Origin of the sequence: Terrimonas rubra (assembly GCF_042686025.1) — a bacterium.
Classification (GTDB): Bacteria; Bacteroidota; Bacteroidia; order Chitinophagales; family Chitinophagaceae; genus Terrimonas; species Terrimonas rubra.
In genome coordinates this window covers 1,022,137-1,042,299 of sequence record NZ_JBHUOZ010000003.1, presented here as the reverse complement: position 1 = coordinate 1,042,299, position 20,163 = coordinate 1,022,137, and the positions used below count along the sequence as shown (strand labels likewise).

Annotated in this window: 14 protein-coding genes; 10 read left to right on the top strand and 4 right to left on the bottom strand. The window is 44.2% G+C overall.

The genetic code is table 11. The features are described from left to right. Positions 1 to 65 precede the first annotated feature (65 nt). Together ACFS6H_RS13630 and ACFS6H_RS13625 are read right to left on the bottom strand one after the other, a co-directional pair. The gene (locus ACFS6H_RS13630; RefSeq protein ID WP_386099738.1) at positions 66 to 2,381 is read right to left on the bottom strand and encodes a glycoside hydrolase family 20 protein; all 2,316 of its coding nucleotides are present in this window, start codon (positions 2,379 to 2,381) and stop codon (positions 66 to 68) included. Positions 2,382 to 2,797: 416 nt separating this feature from the next. Then, positions 2,798 to 4,027: a hypothetical protein gene (locus ACFS6H_RS13625; protein WP_386099735.1), complete on the bottom strand. Its 1,230-nt coding sequence runs from the start codon at positions 4,025 to 4,027 to the stop codon at positions 2,798 to 2,800. A gap of 162 nt (positions 4,028 to 4,189) precedes the next feature. On the opposite strand from ACFS6H_RS13625, the gene ACFS6H_RS13620 reads away from it, so the two are divergent. Next, a complete protein-coding gene (locus ACFS6H_RS13620; protein ID WP_386099732.1) occupies positions 4,190 to 4,663 on the top strand; it encodes a nuclear transport factor 2 family protein in 474 nt (157 codons plus the stop codon). Positions 4,664 to 4,760: 97 nt separating this feature from the next. Then, positions 4,761 to 5,216 carry a YciI family protein gene (locus tag ACFS6H_RS13615; RefSeq protein ID WP_386099729.1) on the top strand — a complete coding sequence of 152 codons (456 nt, stop codon included), beginning with the start codon at positions 4,761 to 4,763 and terminating at the stop codon, positions 5,214 to 5,216. 5 nt (positions 5,217 to 5,221) lie between these two features. On the opposite strand, the gene ACFS6H_RS13610 is transcribed toward ACFS6H_RS13615, so the two are convergent. Beyond that, positions 5,222 to 5,767, bottom strand: coding sequence for an NADPH-dependent FMN reductase (locus ACFS6H_RS13610; protein WP_386099726.1), 546 nt, complete (start codon positions 5,765 to 5,767; stop codon positions 5,222 to 5,224). A gap of 169 nt (positions 5,768 to 5,936) precedes the next feature. Here ACFS6H_RS13610 and ACFS6H_RS13605 point away from each other — a divergent pair, with 169 nt between their 5' ends. The 3 genes from ACFS6H_RS13605 to ACFS6H_RS13595 all read left to right on the top strand — a co-directional run bounded on the left by ACFS6H_RS13605 (position 5,937) and on the right by ACFS6H_RS13595 (position 8,484). After that, positions 5,937 to 6,962 carry an isoaspartyl peptidase/L-asparaginase family protein gene (locus ACFS6H_RS13605; protein ID WP_386099723.1) on the top strand — a complete coding sequence of 342 codons (1,026 nt, stop codon included), beginning with the start codon at positions 5,937 to 5,939 and terminating at the stop codon, positions 6,960 to 6,962. A gap of 3 nt (positions 6,963 to 6,965) precedes the next feature. Next, positions 6,966 to 7,712 carry a copper homeostasis protein CutC gene (locus ACFS6H_RS13600; protein WP_386099720.1) on the top strand — a complete coding sequence of 249 codons (747 nt, stop codon included), beginning with the start codon at positions 6,966 to 6,968 and terminating at the stop codon, positions 7,710 to 7,712. A 184-nt stretch (positions 7,713 to 7,896) separates the two neighbouring features. Then, positions 7,897 to 8,484, top strand: coding sequence for a peroxiredoxin family protein (locus ACFS6H_RS13595; protein ID WP_386099717.1), 588 nt, complete (start codon positions 7,897 to 7,899; stop codon positions 8,482 to 8,484). Between the two features lie 20 nt (positions 8,485 to 8,504). Here the strand turns inward: ACFS6H_RS13595 and ACFS6H_RS13590 are convergent, their stop codons facing one another. Next, the gene (locus ACFS6H_RS13590) at positions 8,505 to 9,554 is read right to left on the bottom strand and encodes an oxidoreductase (RefSeq protein ID WP_386099714.1); all 1,050 of its coding nucleotides are present in this window, start codon (positions 9,552 to 9,554) and stop codon (positions 8,505 to 8,507) included. A 116-nt stretch (positions 9,555 to 9,670) separates the two neighbouring features. Here ACFS6H_RS13590 and ACFS6H_RS13585 point away from each other — a divergent pair, with 116 nt between their 5' ends. From ACFS6H_RS13585 to ACFS6H_RS13565, 5 genes are all read left to right on the top strand, one after another. Further along, complete coding sequence (locus ACFS6H_RS13585) at positions 9,671 to 11,746, top strand: hypothetical protein (protein WP_386099711.1); 2,076 nt, start codon at positions 9,671 to 9,673, stop codon at positions 11,744 to 11,746. 194 nt (positions 11,747 to 11,940) lie between these two features. After that, positions 11,941 to 14,385 (top strand): alpha/beta hydrolase family protein, encoded by a 2,445-nt coding sequence (locus ACFS6H_RS13580; RefSeq protein ID WP_386099708.1) that lies wholly within the window; start codon positions 11,941 to 11,943, stop codon positions 14,383 to 14,385. A 144-nt stretch (positions 14,386 to 14,529) separates the two neighbouring features. Continuing rightward, positions 14,530 to 15,180: a putative polyvalent protein kinase domain-containing protein gene (locus tag ACFS6H_RS13575; RefSeq protein ID WP_386099705.1), complete on the top strand. Its 651-nt coding sequence runs from the start codon at positions 14,530 to 14,532 to the stop codon at positions 15,178 to 15,180. Positions 15,181 to 15,356: 176 nt separating this feature from the next. Then, positions 15,357 to 15,743, top strand: a complete 387-nt coding sequence (locus tag ACFS6H_RS13570) for a hypothetical protein (RefSeq protein ID WP_386099702.1) — start codon at positions 15,357 to 15,359, stop codon at positions 15,741 to 15,743. A 45-nt stretch (positions 15,744 to 15,788) separates the two neighbouring features. Continuing rightward, positions 15,789 to 20,141, top strand: a complete 4,353-nt coding sequence (locus ACFS6H_RS13565) for a CusA/CzcA family heavy metal efflux RND transporter (protein ID WP_386099699.1) — start codon at positions 15,789 to 15,791, stop codon at positions 20,139 to 20,141. The last annotated feature ends 22 nt before the right edge of the window (positions 20,142 to 20,163 follow it).

Here is a 20,163-nt window from a genome sequence, read left to right as displayed (position 1 = left end):
CCTTTACCGGCAAAACTAAAACCCTACACCTTATACCTTACACCCTACATCTTCTACCCGCTGCCTCACTCCACCACTATTTCATCTAAAAACAACCAGGCTTTGTGCCCCGCGCCTTCACGTCCCTGCGGAATAACACCATAGTTGCCTGCAATTACCTTGATATAACGGGCCGTCACTGCTTTTGGGTTCACGGTCATGGTCAGGTCACCGTTTTTAGCCAGTTTATTGGCCACATCGGTAATGCCCATCTGGGTGAAGGTTTGCCCGTCCGTTGAGATCAATACCTTGCAATATTTAGGCGCATAGATCCAGCTGCCATTGCTTTCAAAAGTATGTAAAGTAACGGTACTGATCTGTTGTGCAGTTCCCAGGTCTATCAATGCCTCAGCATCTTCCCCGTTGTAACCGATAAACTCCCTCGATAAAGACATGCCTTTGCTGTTCTGCACCCCATCTACCAGCGTGAATGCACCGCTACCGGGGTAAGATTTTGAGGGCTCCTTCACCAGGGTAATTTTTTTACCGGTGGCTTTATTGAAATAGAACTGTTGTGATACTTTACTTTTCTCCTTGTTATTGATCCATAAAGAAGCAGTGTATACACCATTTTCATTTACCGGCACAGGTTGCGTGTAGGTTTGCGAACCACCTGCTGCATTTCCTTTACTGAAAGTAACTTTAGCATTATCAAATTTTGTATTCAGGGCCCACAATACACCGTCACCACTCCTGCCGGGGATCACTGAAGCCTGCAGGTCATAGAAAGCTTCGCTGTAATTTGCGTTCCACAGGTTATACCGTTTAAACTGGGTAAGCAGTTTTTGCTCAAAGTTTTTCAGGTCTTTCTTCTCCCTGGGCGTCCATAATACTTCGCTCAATGCACTCATGCGGGGGAAAACCATGTATTCCACTTTACGAGGATTGGAGATATATTCTGTCCACAGGTTGGCCTGTGCCCCTAAAATATATTGAGCCTGCTCCGCATTTAATTCAGCCGGTATGGGTTCGTAAGCATATACTTTTTCAATGGGATTATAACCGCCGATGGTCACCGAATCTTCCCGGGTACTTTGCGAATGATCAAAGTAAACAGGATTACCGGGTGTCATAATTACATAGTGCTTTTGTTTAGCGGCTTCAATCCCCCCTTTCTCACCCTGCCAGCTCATCACAATGGCATTGGGTGCCAGGCCGCCTTCCAGTATTTCATCCCAGCCGATAATGGTACGTCCTTTTTTATTGATGTATTGTTCCATCCGCTGGATAAAATAACTCTGTAGTTCATGTTCATCTTTCAATCCCTTTTCTTTCATTAGTTGCTGGCAAAAAGCCGAACGCTTCCAGTTGGTCTTGGGACATTCATCGCCACCGATATGAATATACCTGGAAGGGAATAAAGCGATCACTTCATCCATTACATTCTCCAGGAATTTAAAAGTATGCTCCGAGGGAACAAAAACATCATCATATACTCCCCAGCTCTGGATAACCTGTTTGCCGGTGCTGTCGCCGCCCCAGGCCGATTCTTTGGGATAGTATTTAATCGTAGGCTCATCGGGAAAGGCGCTCAGTTCGGGATAGGCCGCAATAGCCGCTGCCGCATGACCGGGCATTTCTATTTCAGGCACAACGGTTATAAATCTTTCAGCTGCATATTTAACCACTTCCTTTACCTGCTCCTGCGTATAAAAACCACCTATCCGCGTATTTGTATTACCTGTACCGGGATAACGCCCGATAATGGTACCATTACGCCAGGCGCCTACTTCGGTTAGCTTAGGGTATTTCTTTATCTGGATACGCCAGCCCTGGTCATCGGTTAAATGCCAGTGAAAATAATTCATCTTATGCAGGGCCAGGTAATCTATATAACGTTTTACAAAATCAACGGGGAAGAAATGACGGGCCACATCCAGGTGCATACCGCGATAACCAAAACGCGGATAATCCTGGATCGTTAACGCCGGTATACTAAAGCTGAGCTTATCTTTTTCTGCCGGGAATAACTGCAATAAGGTTACCACGCCGTAAAAAAGTCCTTCGTTTTCACCGCTGACTTTTATGCCACCCGGTGTTACCAGTAATTCATATCCTTTTTTTAAATCACCTGCGTGTTTTTCTGTAACCAGTTTAATGCCCGCATCCGAAAGTTTATTACTCACCTGCAGTTTATAACCATAGTTATTCATCAGGTAATCGTTGATGAATGCTGCATGTTTATTATTGGCTGCAGCTGTTACCAGTTTTGTTTTGGGCGTAACGGTAAAAGCACCTGTTTCCATCACCATGTTTACAGGCTCGGGAATAATGACAGGCTTCTGGGCTGCTGTAGTCAATACCATAACAATGGCAAAAGAGAAGAACAGGGATTTCAGCATAGCATCATTGATTAAATAAGATGGCAAATTAATAATTTGTTGGCTGGTTTGCTCAGTTTTATTCACAAATAACCTAATTGTTTCATATGTTGCAGCATTTTGCAAGCCAGCCGTTTTTTTCAAAACTTTTTAAAGAACAAACACGCAATAAAATACAACAACCGGTTAAAAAGCTTTACCGGTAAGCATTTCAACACACAGGACTTTTATAAACTGATCCCGGACCATTTATAACACAATCGGTTGACAACCGCACACAAGCTGCCGGGTATGTTCAATTGCAAACCATTGCACTATTTTAAGAAAAGTACTTACCGGAGCATTGTTCACCTGTAAAACGGGTACTAATGGTATAACGTATAAGTATCCGTATCGGGGGGATGCCGCTGTATGCCGTAGCGTAGTTTCTGTCTATATTATGAAAATTGTTGTTGTTTATTATTCAGCATATACAGTATATACACCATAAAAAGCGGGTAAAAGAACAAAGCATACCGGGGCAAAGGCGCCACGCTGTAAAAGAAAAGGAAAAACAGGAAGCTCACCAATGTAAAAACGCTTAAAAAGTTAGGATGCTTTTTTGAAGCGAAAAATATATCACGGATACTCCATGCCAATACGGCCAGGAATAACAGCGTAAAGAATATACTATACAACACCGCAAATAACGGTTTAGTGAATAAGTGGTAATCAGGAAAGTATTGCAGGAAATTGATGCCTACTTTCTTAACACTCTGGGAAAAGAAATGACCGGGATGATGATGGAGGTAGTACCTGTTAACTTTCTTTAAATAGTCATCCTTGGCCTTTTCCGAAGAAAACCTGCCAGCCACCACCTCATCCTCCACGCGCAGATCATTTTGCTCATCGTAAGGCATATTATGCGTGGAAAAAAGATCATACCGGATATTATTACCCTTTGAAAAGTTATATTGAAATGAAGTGGAATAAGTGAACATACCCATTTTAACATGATTACGTAATACCCAGGGAGCATAGATCAGCCCAAAAAGCCCTGCAGCAATAAGTATATTCCAATGCTTTTGCTTACTAAAAAAAGATAAAAAACAACTGAGCAGGAGAAAATACAAACCAAATTCAAAACGGACATACATGGCCAGTGTCAGTACCAGTATGAACGGCCCTAACACCTTCTTTTTCTTTAAGACAACTAACCGGTAAGCCAGGGCCAGAAAAAACAGGGCAAGACTTAAGGAGAGAGCAAAAGAACTGACTTTTGTTACGGACAATAATACAGGAGGAAAAAAGATGACCGCGCCAAAAAAAACTAATAACCTTGGACTGAGTTTTCCATAAAAAAAACTGCGGAATGTGAAATAAACGGCACTGATAAAAATAACCGCCTGTAAAAAATTGGCAATTCCCAACCAGGTAGTGCCCGTTGTAAACCGGGCTGTTAACCAATGAACACCAGCGAGGTACCAGGGGTATAAGGGCGGCATAAAGGCAGAATAGTTACCCATGTATTTATATTCACCGGTCTCTATTAAATGATCCACAATTCCCGCCCATTCATATACCAGTTCCGTATTTTTAAAGGCGGTATACAGGGATATGCCCAGGAACAGTATAACCATTCCTATCATGGCTGACCTCAATGTAGAATCAGTTAATTTTGGTAACATAATTTAGTTTCATGCCGGTTGTCTTTACTCCGGTGGCTTCCGGCAAAACTACATACAGTATTTAAAAACGCAACGAAAGTTTGAGCAATGGCAGTACGGGGCCTTAGAATAAGTTTGTTATACTGGCAACTAATTGTACTTTGCCGCATTAATATTTAGTATATGGAAGCCAATAAGGAAATAATTGCAAAATTTTATACTGCTTTTCAGCAAAAGGATGCTGCTACCATGAATAGCTGTTACAGCGAGGATATCGTTTTCAGCGACCCGGTTTTTATGCTGCTGGAAGGCGACCAGGTACGTGCCATGTGGCAGATGCTCTGCGAAAATGCCAAAGATTTCAGTCTCAGCTTCAGCAATATCCAGTTAATAGATCATGAATATGCTACCTGTAACTGGACCGCCAATTATATTTTTTCCAAAACGGGTAATAAAGTACAGAATAATGTAAAGGCATTTATGCGTATCAAAGATGGTAAGATCATTGAGCATAGTGATGCTTTCCGGTTAAGCACATGGATGGGGCAGGCATTAGGTATACCCGGCAAGTTATTTGGCTGGACAGGCTTCATGAAACGTAAAGTACAGCTAAGTGCTAAAAAGAGCCTGTTGGACTATATGGAGAAGAATATATAACACCCGTTGCCGGAGCCGGTAAATCCGGGCTCATGTATTCGTTTGGAAAAACAATAACTTTACACCAGGCTATACCAGCCGGCTTAACCTTACAAACATGAAAAAGATATTGATAGCTATGCTACTGTTGGGTAGTCAAATGGCTTACGCACAAACACAACCCCCTGCTTTTAATAAAGCCCTGGCTGATTCACTGGATGCCGATAAATATGGTATGAAGATGTATGTTATGGCCATACTGAAAACAGGCAGTGCCAACATTACCGATAAAGCCACTGTGGATAGCTTGTTCAAAGGCCATATGGATAATATCGGTCACCTTGCCGACAGGGGTAAATTAATTGTTGCAGGGCCATTCCAAAAGAATGACAAACAATACAGAGGCATTTTTATTTTAAATACAAAATCGCTGGAAGAGGCTAAAGCGTTATTACAGACCGACCCGGCGATCAAGGCTAAACTATTGGATACGGAGCTGTTTAACTGGTACGGCTCAGCAGCCCTCCCCTTGTACCTGAAACACCATGCCGAAATAACCGAGCAGGGCAGGTAAGGCAACTATTCAGTTTTCAGTTTTTCCATTAGCCAGGTAAATTCACTGATAAAATGGTGAACCGGTTTATGAAAATTCTCATCGGCCAGTGAGCCATCACTGTTAAACTTTTTGTCTACAGAAGGCACTACCAGTAATACCGGGGAAGCAATTCCAAATAACCCGGCCACTAAAAGCAGCAATTGCTGTGTGGTCCTGATGCCGCCCAATGCTCCCGGCGATGCGGTAACAATACCAAAGGCTTTGCGGCTTTGTTTGGGATAATGATCCAGCAGGTTTTTCATTGCCGGTGAATAGCTGCCGTTATATTCCGGTGTAACCAATATAAAGGCATCGGCGGCAAATATCCTTTCACTTAAGGGCTTATACGGATCGGGGGTATTATCCACCGATGAAAAAACAGTCTGTACCATCGGTAGTTCAAAATCACGCATATCAATAATACTGGCTTCATGCCTGCCTGATACGTTTATCTGCTGCGCCAGGTGAATGGCCACCCGCCTGGTTAAACTGTTTGCTCTCGGACTACCGGATATTATTTCAATTCGCATATCAATATTAAAATCACGGGCAAAGGTTAAAACTTTTACGCATTTTGCCGTTACTAATTTTTAAACCTATAATTTTATTGCCGATTGTATGATCACCGGTAACAGGCTATGGGGATATTACCTGCCGGATCATCAGTACCCGTATTAACACAAAAACAACTGGGATAACATGCTTAATCGAAGAAAGTTTATTAAAGCGTCCGCTTTTACATCAGTAGCCGGTCTTGTATCGCAGCAATTGCTGACCAATGAGCCTGAAGAGGCTGTACTGAATAACCCCGTGGTGATATCCACCTGGGATGCCGGACTGGAAGCCAATAAAGCCGCCTGGGAGGTATTAAGTACCGGTGGGCGGGCCCTGGATGCCGTGGAGAAAGGAGTAATGGTTACCGAAGCCTCCATTAATTGTTGTGTTGGATTAGGCGGAAACCCCGACCGTGAAGGCCGTGTAACACTGGATGCTTCTATTATGGATGAAAACTATAACTGCGGCAGTGTAGCATTCCTGGAACGCATTAAACACCCTATCTCTGTAGCCCGCAGGGTAATGGAAAAAACCCCGCATGTAATGCTGGTAGGTGACGGCGCCCAGCAATTTGCTGTTGCAGAGGGCTTCCCGTTGGAGTCGGGCGAACTTTCACCCGATGCAAAAAAAGCTTATGAAAACTGGCTTAAAAAATCGGAATATAAACCGGTGATCAATATAGAAAATAAAGGCCATGGCCCATTTGCCCCTCAACAGTTAGAGAACGGCGACTGGAATCATGATACCATCGGCATGGTAGCAATGGATGCCAAAGGCAATTTAAGCGGCAGTTGTACTACCAGTGGTATGGGGTTTAAAATGCGTGGACGCCTGGGCGACTCACCTATTATCGGTGCCGGCCTGTTTGTAGATAATGAAGTAGGCGCCTGTACCGCTACCGGCCAGGGCGAAGATGTGATACGTGTGGCCGGCTCGCATTCGGTAGTAGAAGCTATGCGCTCAGGACTATCACCGGAAGCCGCCTGCAAAAAGATCATCGAGCGTATCGTACGCATTAAAAAAGAGCAGGCAAAAGATATCCAGGTGGCTTTTATTGCGATTAATAAAAAAGGCGTGGTAGGCGCTTATGCCCTGCATAAAGGTTTTAGTTATGCCGTACGTACGACCAAAGGCGAGCAGTTAATAAAACCAAAACATTATTTCAAATAGTATATGCAGCCCCATTATATCATTGAAATCGCTACCTCCGATTATGCCACCACTGCTGCCGCCGTGGCAGGCGGGGCCAACCGTATAGAGCTTTGTGCGAACCTGGCGGAAGGAGGTACTACCCCATCCTATGGTGTCATAAAAACCTGCCGGGAGAAATTTGACACCCTCATTTACCCCATTATACGACCAAGGGGCGGTGATTTTATTTTTTCCGATGAAGAGTTTAATTGTATGGTGCAGGATGTTAAGCTGGCCAAACAGTTAGGTTGCGATGGTGTAGTAGTAGGTTTATTGAATAACGATGGTACTATTGACGTAAGAAGAACGGAGCTATTGGTAAACCTGGCCTATCCGCTGGGTGTTACTTTTCACCGGGCATTTGACCGTTGTGCAGACCCGCTGCAGGCGCTGGAACAAATTATCAGTATTGGTTGTGAACGTATACTTACCTCAGGACAGCATCCCAATGCTATGGATGGAATAGCTTTACTAAAAACCTTGCAACAAGCCGCGGAGGACCGCATTATCATTATGCCCGGCAGCGGTGTAAGGAAAGAGAATATAGCCACCCTTGCCAGCGAAACAGGTTGTACCGAATTTCACACTTCTTTACGCAGTACCCGCGCATCCGCTTCACAATTTGTACACCCCGCTTTTACACAGGATAAAGAAAGTTATACCAATAATTATATTGACCCGGAAGAAGTGAGGTTACTGAGGGCGGCGCTGGAGGTAGTTAATAGCTGATAATTCATGGTTCATTACCATGTTACATCAATGCTGGGACAACAATTATCGCCCGTTTCAATAACCCTCAGTAAATCAAATTAACTAATTGTTTAAATAAACTTTGTTTTCTTTACAGGATATTCGGCGTACAACGTTTAGGCCTTAGCGGCCATCTATGTTAACGTATTTAATCAAACAGGTTATGAAACAAATTGCACTATTACTCTCCTTCTTTCTGGTAACATCCTGCGTTTTTGCACAGGCAACACCTGAAGGCATGTTCCTGAACTCAAAGGCCAAAGACTTTAAAGGAACCGATCAGAATGGCAATAGTGTTCGCCTGAAAGACCTTTTAAAAAAAGGCCCTGTGGTACTGGTCTTCTACCGCGGCAACTGGTCCATTCATTGTACCAGGTATTTAAAACAATTACAGGATTCGCTGGACGCTTTTACCGCCAAAAAAACAACGGTAGTGGCCGTATCGCCGGAGTTACCTGAAAATATTACCAAGACAGTAGAAAAGACAGGAGCCACTTTCCCGGTATTATATGATGAGGAGCTGAAAATATCCAAAGCCTATGATGTGAACTATGAAGTGCCGCAGAATACGATTACCCAGTTTAAACGTACCAATATTAACCTGGATGAAATAAACGGTAAAAACGGTTTTAACCTGCCTGTTACGGCTACTTATATTATTGATAAGGAAAGCACGGTGATCTATCGCTTTTTTCAAAACGATTATAAGAAAAGGCCGACCATTACAGAATTGGTGAGTAAGTTAAAATAAGAGCCTGGTAGTGTCCGGCATTAATTCTCCATCTTGCTGGTCTCCACCAGCTTACCAATGGTGCCATTATTACCGGCTAAAAAAACCACGTTGGAGAATTTGCCCGTGCGGCATACATTATAACTATCGCCCGATATATTGACCCAACGGCGACCGGCATCGTATGACAGATCCACACCACTGGTACCACAGGCAATTAATACTTCATCTGTAATAAACTCAACACAACTCCTGAACCCCCTGGGAGGTGTTTTGGGCCTTTGCCAGGTTTTACCATTATTAACGCTGAATATACAGTTTTGGGTATTAACCGTATCCCGGGTATAATCGCCCCCCACTATCACTATATGCGTACGTTTCGTTTTTTGACTTCTTTTATATACGGCAATGGAATAAGCGCCTGATGCCGGGGTGTTTTGTACCAGGGGAAGAGCCGTGGCCAATGTTCTGGTGATCAACCGGGAGGCTTTGCCGCCACTGGCCAGGTAAAAGCTTCCATCAGGAAACAGGCGTACATTAGTGCCGCTGGCAGCGTAAAACGCTTCGCCGCTGTCGGCTACAGCGCCAGGATGTTGCAGGTTGGTCTGTTCCCATGTATCACCATTATTCTTTGTCTCGGCTATAAAAAAGCGGTTATTCACGGGGTCGCCCACTACAATGCCATGTTCGGGGGTATAAAAATCCATGGCGTCCAAAAACATCCCCTTTGTAAAATTCTGGTACACAATACGCCAGTTATCGCCCCCATCGGTTGTTTTTAAGATATAGGCAGAATCGCCCGAGGCCATAATGATGGCCGTATTGGGGCCAAAAGCTTCTATATCGCGGAATTCCGCCTTTTCAAAGCCGGGGACGGTCATCCATTTCCAGTTTTTGCCGCCGTTGGTACTACGCCCTACTTTGCCTTGGCTGCCACTTACCCACAACACATTATCATTAACCACGCTCAAGCCCCGTAAACTGGTTTTTGTGCCGGTGGTCAGCACTTCCACTGCTCTTTTCTGGCCAAATAACTGTCCGCTGCCTGCTATTAACAGTAATAAGCCGATTATTTTGTAATATTTCTGCATATTGAACAATAAAGTGTAAAGTAATGAGTTCTTTCCACTGTTCATAGTCTCCGTATCCTAAAAAACCAGTTTACACTAAATATTTATATTTTCGCAGTAATTATTTAAACCCTTATATGAGAAAACAAGTACTGGCGTTTTTGACCTTGGCATGTTTAACTGTGTTTTTTGCGGGCTGTGCTAAAGAAAAAAGTTTTGAGACCGGCTTTGGCCCTTCGGCAGGGTCTTTACAAAGTGAAACAACGGGTGATTGTTTACCCAAGAATGTTGTTGGTATTTATGAAGCTACTGTAGCCTTAACTGCAGATAATTATATTGAAGTGGACGTAGACGTTACTACTGCCGGTTCTTATACCATCCGTACCGATACGGTAAACGGATTTTCATTCAAAGCACAGGGATATTTTACTGCAACCGGGAAACAAACCGTAAAACTAATGGGTAGCGGTACACCCGCCAATAAAGCCATCAGTAACTTTACCGTAAGCTATGCCGGTACGAACTGTGTAGTTTCGGTTAGTGTATTACCCCAAGGTGCCAGCGGCCCGGCCGCTTTTGAACTGATAGGTTCTCCCAATAGCTGTTCGGGAGCCATTGTAGACGGTGTATACGGCGAAGGTATTGCCCTTAACAACTCGCATACGGTTACCCTTAATGTAAATGTAACTACTATTGGTGTATATAATATTACCACTACCACCACCAATGGTATTACTTTTAAAGGTACCGGTGCATTAATTGACCTGGGTCCAACCACAATTGTATTAACAGGTAGCGGCACGCCAGGTCCTGCCGGATTATACTCTATACCTATTGCCGGACCTAACTCCTGTACTTTTGATGTTACAGTTGTTGGACCTGCTACATATACAATGGACTGTAGTTCCATCGTTGTAAACGGCACTTATGCCGCCAACACCAATCTGGGCGCTACAAATACTATAAAATTAACAGTGGATGTAACTTCGGTTGGCCCTTACAGTATTACCACGGCAGCTGTTGACGGAATGATATTTACCGGATCTGGTAACTTCGGAGCTACCGGTCTTACTGACGTTACTTTAAACGGTACAGGTAAACCTGGCTCTGCCGGTAATAAAACAATTACCATTAATGGTGTAAATGGCCAAACCTGTACAGGGGATATTGTTGTTAGTGGCGCCCCGGATCCCAGTGCTGCTATTTACACTATTGAAGGAACCGGGTCTCCCTTGCTTTGTTCAGGTGCTACACCTACCGGTGAGTATTTAATTGGCGTGGCTTTAAATCCGTCAGTTAATAAAGTAACAGTCAAAGCAAATGTTACCAAAGCCGGAACAGCAAATATTACCACAGGTACCGTAAATGGGATCAAGTTTTCTTTTACAGGCTCTTTCCCTACTGTCGGTAATTATAATGTTGAGTTAGTTGCCTCCGGCACACCTTCAGGAACTCCGGGTACAGTAAACTTCACTCTTCCTTTTAGCGGTTCATCTTGTGGTTTTTCTGTAACTACAAAGGCTCCTGCACAATATACAATTAACTGTCCCAGTGTAGTTGTTAACGGAACATACACAGGCTCCACACCACTCACTAGTACAAATACCATTACAGTAGGAGTAAATGTAACCAGCACAGGCCCTTATAGTATTTCAACCACTACAACCAACGGAATAACATTTAGCGGAACAGGCGAATTTACTGCCACTGGTGCACAAACTGTTACACTTGCCGGTTCTGGCACACCAAGTACCGGAGGTTCAACAATCCTACACGGGTTCCCGACAACACCTGTTTGTACATTCAGTATTACATATGGTGGCTCTCCAACGCCTTGTACCAACTTATCGGATGATAAATTTAATTTAATCGGACGTTTTTCATTTACCGGGATAAGTTTCTCCAGTACTATGGGTCCCAAATACCAAATCTCACTAGTTAGCGGCATAAAACAACTTGATATATTTTTCCCGACCAGTACATTCCCCGGATACGGAACCTTTAACATAGGCGCAGTTACCATGCAGGTTATTGACGAAAATTTTACAACAAACGGTATTACCTGGAAAGCAACAAGCGGTAGAATTTACGTTGTAAAGAACTCTGCCGGAGACGCTTATGTTGAATTTTGTGATGTCTCTTTTACAGGTACATCAATCTTCGGAGGAAACCCTATTACAGCTAAAGGAGAAGGACGTTTAGGAGAACTGTAGTTTGACTATTCCATATTTTTTAATAAAAGCCATTTCTTATTAATAAGAAATGGCTTTTTTATGTATAAACGTTACTAAGTTTTAGTTACGAAACAACCATTTCCATATATTGCTAACCGTAACGACGTATGCAAACCTGCGTTATGCTCCATTATTTAACTTAAATTGCAACCTACTCATCAAAACAACCAAGCATGATAAAACAAGGCCTCTTTGCTTTATTGCTGATTGCTGCACAATCAGCCACTGCACAGGACGATGCAGGTTACAAAACCCCGCCCAAAGATATTGTGGACCTGGTTTCGGTAAAACCCACGCCATCCGTTAGCATCAGTGAAAACGGCGAATGGATGCTGTTCCTCGAAAGGAACAGCTACCCCTCGATTGAAGAGCTGGCCCAGCCGGAATTAAAGATCGCGGGGCTAAGGATCAACCCGAAGAATTTTGCACCCAGCAGGCAAACCTTTATCAATAACTTATACTTAAAAAGCCTGAAAGGCGGACCGGAATTGAAAATAACCGGCTTACCCAGCCCGCTTTCTGCATCCGGCATAAGCTGGAGTGATAACAGCAAAAAAATTGCCGTTACCAATACCACCAATAGCGGCACTGATCTTTATGTTATTGATGTAGCCACCCGCAAAGCAGTTAAGGTGAATAAACAGCCGCTGAATACCATCATGAACGGCATGCAATGGTTTGATAACAATACCCTGTTGTACTATACAATCGTTAAGCCGGCTTCAGCTGCCCCGGCCAAGCCTTTGGCACCCAAAGGACCAACCATCCAGGAAAACTATGGCAAAGCCTCTCCCCGCCCCACTTACCAGGATATGATCAAATCGCCCTACGATGAAGAATTATTTGCTTTTTATGCCACCACCCAACTGGTAAAAAATGTAAATGGCGTAGAAACCAAAATAGGACAACCGGCTATTTATGCGGATGTAAATATATCCCCCGATAAAAAATACTTACTCACCCGCACCCTGAAAAAACCTTTCTCCTACCTGGTACCGGCTTCAGGCTTCAATAGCAGCTTACAGGTACTGGATGCTACCGGTAAACTGGTAAAACATATTACTAACTTACCTTCCAGTGAAACGGCGCCGGGTGGTAACGATAATGTACAACCTGGGCCCCGCAGTTATACCTGGCGCAGTAACGCTCCTGCCTCCCTGCTTTGGTGCGAAGCGCTGGACAGTGGTTTGATAAAAAACAAAGCCGAATTCCGCGATGCGGTGTATGAATTAAAAGCGCCCTTCACCGGTAAGGCCGACGAGCTGTTTAAAACCAGGATGCGTTATTTTGGCACTACCTGGAGCGATGGCGAAAATGCATTGGTAACAGAAGGTTTACGCAGCAAGCAGGTAACACAGATCGACCGTTACTTTACCGTAACCGGCGACCTGGAAACATTGATCACCCGTAATACCACCGATGCCTATAACAACCCCGGTATGGTAGTAACCGCTCCCAATCAATATGGCCGCAACGTGGCCGTTACCATTGATAATGGCAATAAAATATTATTCAACAATCCCACCGGCAGCTCACCTAAAGGCGACCTGCCCTTTTTAATTTCTTTTGACCTGCATACCAAAAAAGCAGATACCTTATGGCGCAGTAAAGAAGGAACTTTTGAGAGCATTACCCGGGTACTGGACCCAAACAAACTCACCATCATTACCCGTAAGGAAACTGAGAATGAAGTACCCAATTACTGGTTAAAGAATTTACGGTTACGTGTGGCTGATCAGCAGCTCACCAGTTTTACCGATCCTTATCCGCAGCTTAAAGGTGTAAGCAAGGAAAAAATATCATACCAGCGGGAAGACGGCGTAACCCTGACCGGTGACCTCTACCTGCCCAAAGGATATGATGCTAAACGTGATGGTCCCTTGCCGGTATTTATCTGGGCCTACCCTGCCGAGTATAACTCTGCAGCCGATGCCGCCCAGATACGTGGCAGTAAACACCGTTTTACCTTATTAAACTGGGGTTCACCTGTTTATTATGTTACACAGGGCTATGCCGTACTGAACAATGCCGAAATGCCGATTGTAGCAACCGATACGGCTAAAAAACCAAACGATAATTTTGTTGAGCAGTTACGCATGAATGCTGCAGCAGCTATTAACAAACTGGCCGCCTTAGGTGTGGGCGACAGTACAAGAGTGGCCGTTGGCGGTCACAGTTATGGTGCTTTTATGACTGCTAACTTACTGGCCCATACCAACCTTTTTAAAGGTGGTATTGCCCGCAGTGGTGCTTATAACAGGACCTTAACGCCATTTGGCTTCCAGAATGAAGACCGTACCTACTGGCAGGCTCCTGAATTGTACAATAACATGAGCCCGTTCAGTTACGCGGATAAAATAAAAACACCTTTATTACTCATACATGGCGAAGCCGATAACAATACCGGCACCTACCCCATTCAAAGCGAACGCATGTTCAATGCAATTAAGGGCCATGGTGGTACGGTAAAATTTGTAAGCCTGCCATTTGAAAGTCATGGTTACCAGGCTAAAGAAAGCATTATGCACACACTGGCAGAACAGTTTGAGTGGCTGGAAAAATATGTAAAAAATCCCCCGGCTCAACCATTAAAAAAAGCAGGTACAAAAGCATTTTAGTGCTTCCGAAAAGTAGTTAGCACTTAATAGAAGGGTGTTTCTGTCGTAAAGCGGAAACACCCTTCAACTTATAACCCCGACCGCTACACAGCCGCTTTCGCCCCCTATCAACCGATATTTTAAAAATTTCGTAATTTTGTTAAAATGATTCCAGATGAAATCCGAAAACAACTTCAAAATATCGTTAACGGAGTTATCCTTCAAGGGACAACGGATTCTTGCGCAACAATCCGCAACCACCTTATCCAAAGCTTTGGCGCAAGTACAACTATTAAAAGCGAATTCGAAAGTAGATTACTCATTAAAGAAAACGAGAAAAACTTTCTCATAAACTACGCAAAACGTAATGGCGTCTGGAGCGAATCGCTACCTCCGGACGCTTTATATCTAACCAGAGGCGGAGAACCTTTAGTATACTTATCTGCGGATCTGAAGCATGTTCTTAAAGTTAATGATGCCATTTATTACGCCACATGGAGCGAATACTTTACGAGTTTAGTTATACACAACCTGCTATTCCCTTCAACAGCCTACCAATTGAACGGCTTCACTTACAACAAAGAAGCAGATTTATGTGTCATCCTCCAGCAAGCATATGTTCAAGGCGACCAGGCATCTCTCGAAAACATTGATGAGCTCCTTACCTTTAATGGTTTTAAGCATCTCAAAAGACACGACTATTACAACAATGAATTCAATTTATTGTTAGAAGACATGCACGATGAAAATATAATTAAAAAAGAAGGACTCTTATTTTTTATTGATACCGTATTTTATATTACTGACCGCACCTGATCCCTTTTGCATTACCTGAAGCACTCACCTTATAGCAACCTGGCTACCAACAAACTGCAGGCAACATTATACAAAGAGTGCATCAGCAGTCCCTCAAACCGTTATTATTTCCACACGCATAGGCTAATTATACCCCCGCTTTTTGTATTTTAATCATTTTATGTACATTCGCCCCGTTGAAACGTTTTTTCGCCATAACATTTTTCCTGGTGTACCTTACCGCTTATGGTGAAGGGCATCAGTTATTGCGCATACCATACCTGGTAAAACACTTCAAAGTGCATCAGCAAACCGATCCGGAAATGGCCTTTACCAAGTTCATCAGGATCCATTACCTGCAACCCATACAGGTAGATGATGATTTTCAGCAGGACCAGCAATTACCTTTCCGGACCATTGACTGCAATATGCTTTTTGCGTCTTTCTGTTACACTGCACCTGTTACTATTGAAATAGAGCGCCCTGAGTGTACAACCGAAAAAGTGTTTACCCCGCTCATTGTTTATATCCCCGAACATAAAGCCTTCGGCGTTTTTCAGCCGCCCCGTTACGCCCATATATAGTCCGCGTTATTACTATTTATTTTCTAAGGCGTAAATCATTTACTCATGTTAAATGCAATTATCCGCTTTTCCGTAAGGAATAAGCTGTTAGTTGGTTTATGTACATTGGGCCTGTTAGTAGCAGGTATCTTTCATCTTAAACAACTACCTATCGATGCCTTGCCTGATATTACCAGTAATCAGGTACAGGTTATAACCGTTTCCCCTGCGCTGGCCGCTCCCGAGGTGGAACGACTGGTTACTTTTCCTTTAGAGCAGGCCTGTGCCAATATTCCCGGTATTACGGAAATGCGTTCCATTTCCCGTTTCGGCCTTTCTGTATTAACCGTTGTTTTTAACGATCATACCGATGTGTACTGGGCCCGGCAGCAGGTAGCCGAACGGCTGATGCTGGCAAAAGAGAATATCCCGCCCGAAGCAGGTACTCCCGAATTAGCCCCGCCCACAACGGGTATCGGAGAGATCTACCAGTATATCCTGAAACCGAAAAAAGGCTATGAAGGCAAATACGACCTGGCGGAATTACGTTCTATCCAGGACTGGATTGTAAGACGGCAATTGCTGGGTACGCCCGGGGTGGCCGATGTAAGCAGCTTTGGCGGTTACCTGAAACAATATGAAGTAGCCGTTATTCCCGGCCAGTTAAAAAGCATGAACGTAACCATGGCCGAAGTATTTGAAGCCCTGGAAAACAACAACCAGAATGCCGGTGGCGCTTATATTGAGCATGGTCCTACTGCCCTGTTCATTAAAACAGAAGGCCTGGCCAAAAGCATCAAAGAAATTGAACAGACCGTTGTAAAATATACGCCGGATGGCACGCCTGTTTTTATACGGGATGTGGCCAAAGTACAGACCGGGCATACTGTCCGTTACGGCGCTATGACTTATAAAGATGAAGGAGAGGTAGCCGGAGCAGTGGTACTGATGTTAAAAAACGCCAATGCCTCGCAGGTAATAGAACTGGTAAAGATGAAGGTTGAGGAAATAAAAAAAACATTACCCGAAGGAGTTGAGCTGGAAACATTTTATGACCGGACCAAGATGGTGGACAGGGCCATTAAAACGGTAAAGACCAACTTGATCGAAGGAGCATTAATTGTTTTACTGGTATTAATAGTGTTCCTGGGCAACTGGCGGGCAGGCCTCATTGTAGCATCCGTTATTCCCCTGGCCATGTTATTCGCCGTCATTATGATGAACCTCTTTGGTGTATCAGGTAATTTAATGAGCCTGGGGGCGCTGGATTTTGGCCTGATCGTAGATGGTGCTGTAATTATTATTGAAGCCGTATTACACCGGCTGGCACATAACCGTTTATTACCCGGCACCAACGCCATCAGCAAGGAACAGTTAAATGCCGAAGTAGAACAGGCGGCAGGAAAAATGATGAATGCAGCCGTATTTGGCCAGATCATTATTTTAATTGTTTACCTGCCCATACTTACCCTTACCGGCATTGAAGGCAAGATGTTTAAACCCATGGCACAAACCGTGGCCTTTGCCCTGATAGGTGCTTTTATTCTATCGCTCACCTATGTCCCTATGATCGCCTCGATGCTGCTATCGAGAAAACCGGTAACAAAGGAAAACTTTGCCGACAGAATGATGAACCGGCTTAAAAAACTATACCAGCCGGTATTGGGCAAGGCATTGCAGTTCCCCAAAACCATCATCACAGCTACTATTGTTTTATTTGCCCTGGCCATTTTTACGATGAGCCGCCTGGGTGGTGAATTTATACCGGAGATGGAGGAAGGTGACTTTGCTGTGGATGCCCGTTTGCTGACCGGCAGCTCACTGACCGAAACCATCAAAGTAACGCAGCAGGCCGTACATATTTTACAAAATAAATTCCCGGAAGTAGAAAAAATAGTCACCCGTATTGGCGCCAGTGAAATACCCACCGATCCTATGCCTTTGGAAATGACCGATATCATGATCAGTCTGAAACCCAAAAGCGAATGGACATCGGCAAGCAGTTTCGAGGAGCTGGCCAATAAAATGAGTAATGCCATGAAAGTGATACCGGGACTTACCAGCGGCTTCCAGTTCCCGGTACAAATGCGTTTTAACGAACTCATTTCCGGCGCAAAACAGGATGTAGTGTGTAAAATATTCGGCGAAGACCTGGACAGCCTGGCTGCTATTGCCGGCAAGCTGGGCACGGTGGTTGGATCAGTAGACGGGGCCAAGGATATTTATATTGAAACAGTAACCGGTTTACCACAGATAGTTGTGGAGTATAAACGGGAATTACTTGCTCAGTACCGCCTGAGTATTGCCGGAGTAAACCGTTTGATACGTGCGGCATTTGCAGGTGATGTGGCGGGTACCGTTTACGAAAACGAAAGACGGTACGACCTTGTTGTACGCATGGATAAGTCACAGGCCAATAGCCTAGAGTCTGTACAAAACCTGCTTATTGCCACCCCGTCGGGCGACCAGATACCTTTATACCTGGTGGCAGATGTAAGCATTAAAGAAGGCGCCAACCAGATACAAAGGGAAAATGCGCAAAGGCGTATCATGGTAGGCTTTAATATACGCAACCGCGATGTGGAATCGGTGGTACATGAGCTGGATAATAAAGTACAACGACAATTAAAACTACCTCCCGGTTACAGTATTCAATATGGAGGTCAGTTTGAAAACCTGGTGAACGCAAAAGCTACCTTATCCATTGCCGTACCCGCGGCATTATTACTGATACTGGTGATGCTCTACTTCGCATTTGGCTCTGTAAAATACAGCATACTCATTTTTTCCGCTATTCCCTTATCTGCTATTGGTGGTGTATTTGCTTTATGGCTTAGAGGTATGCCTTTCAGTATTTCAGCCGGCGTAGGCTTTATTGCCCTGTTCGGCGTGGCGGTGCTGAACGGCATTGTACTGATAGCAGAATTCAATAAACTCAAAGAACAACAAACAGATATAAAAAACATCATTATGCAGGGAGCATTGGTAAGACTAAGGCCCGTACTGATGACCGCTGCCGTTGCCTCACTTGGCTTTTTACCTATGGCACTCAGCCAGGGTGCCGGTGCGGAAGTACAACGGCCTTTGGCAACGGTAGTGATCGGTGGTTTGATCAGCGCCACTATTTTAACACTGGTGATACTGCCTATTATTTACAATTTAATGGAGCGTAAACCAAAACGCAAAACAAAAACAACAGCAGCAGCCATATTAATACCGGCATTGTTACTTACAGGTTTTGCTAACGCCCAGGACAATATCAGCCTGGATAGTGCCATACAGCAGGCCCTGCGGAATAATTTATCCCTGCAGGCGGTAAAGGAACAGCAACATTACTGGAAGGCCATGGCAAGTAACACAGTGGAATTGCCGAAAACAGAAATAGGAGCCGAATATGGAGGCATCAGCAGTATTAAAAATGACAGCCGCTTTTTTATCAGCCAGGGCTTTGGCCTGCCGGTAATTTACAGCCGTCAAAAAAAATACTACGAAGCAGAACTGAACACCCAGGGGCACTATACCCGCTCACGCGAAGCCGCATTGGTTCAGGAAGTGAAATATACTTTCTACCACCTGGTATACCTGCTGGAAACCGAGAAGCTGTTCATTGAGTTGGACAGCACCTATAAAAACCTGTTGCACACCGCCAATATCCGGCAAAAGACGGGCGAAACCGATCAGCTGGATGTAAGCGCCATCAATATGCAGTTATTACAATTCAGCCTGCAAAAAGAAGATTTGCAAAAAGATAAAACAGCCGCTTTGTTACAGCTGCAGCGGTTATGCAATAGTGCCGCGCCGCAACTGCCGGTATATACCAGCTTTAAAAAAGAAATGCAGGTAAATGATAACACAGGCACGGGAGCCCATAGCTTACTGGCTTATACCCAAAGCAATGAGATGGCAGCCAATGCCTTTACGCAAACTGAACAAAGCCGGTTAACACCCGATATCAGTATTGGTTACAGCAACCAGTCTATTATCGGTTACCAGAGCGCTGATGGTGTTAACCAGCAATACTATGACGCAGGTCACCGTTTTCACACGGTCAATGCCACAGTGGCCATACCTATTTTTAACCAGGCGGCCAAAGCAAAAATCAAAGCAGCCCGTTCCAAAGAAACAATTGCAAAAAAACAAACAGCCGCCACCGCACAGGAGCTGGACAATAACCTGCAAACGGCTACCCGGCAACTGCAGATCAACAGCAATATGATCACACAATATGAAACCATTGGCCTGGCCCAGGCACAGCAGGTATTGCAATATGCGCAGCAAAACTTCCGGGCAGGTAATATAAGCTATGCCGAATGGACAGCGCTTGCAGGTAATGCTATCAACACGCGGATACAGTACCAGCAGGCCATAAAAAACTATAACTACAATATTATACAGCTGGAATATTTATTATCCAACTAACCGCAACTACAACAAAACGATC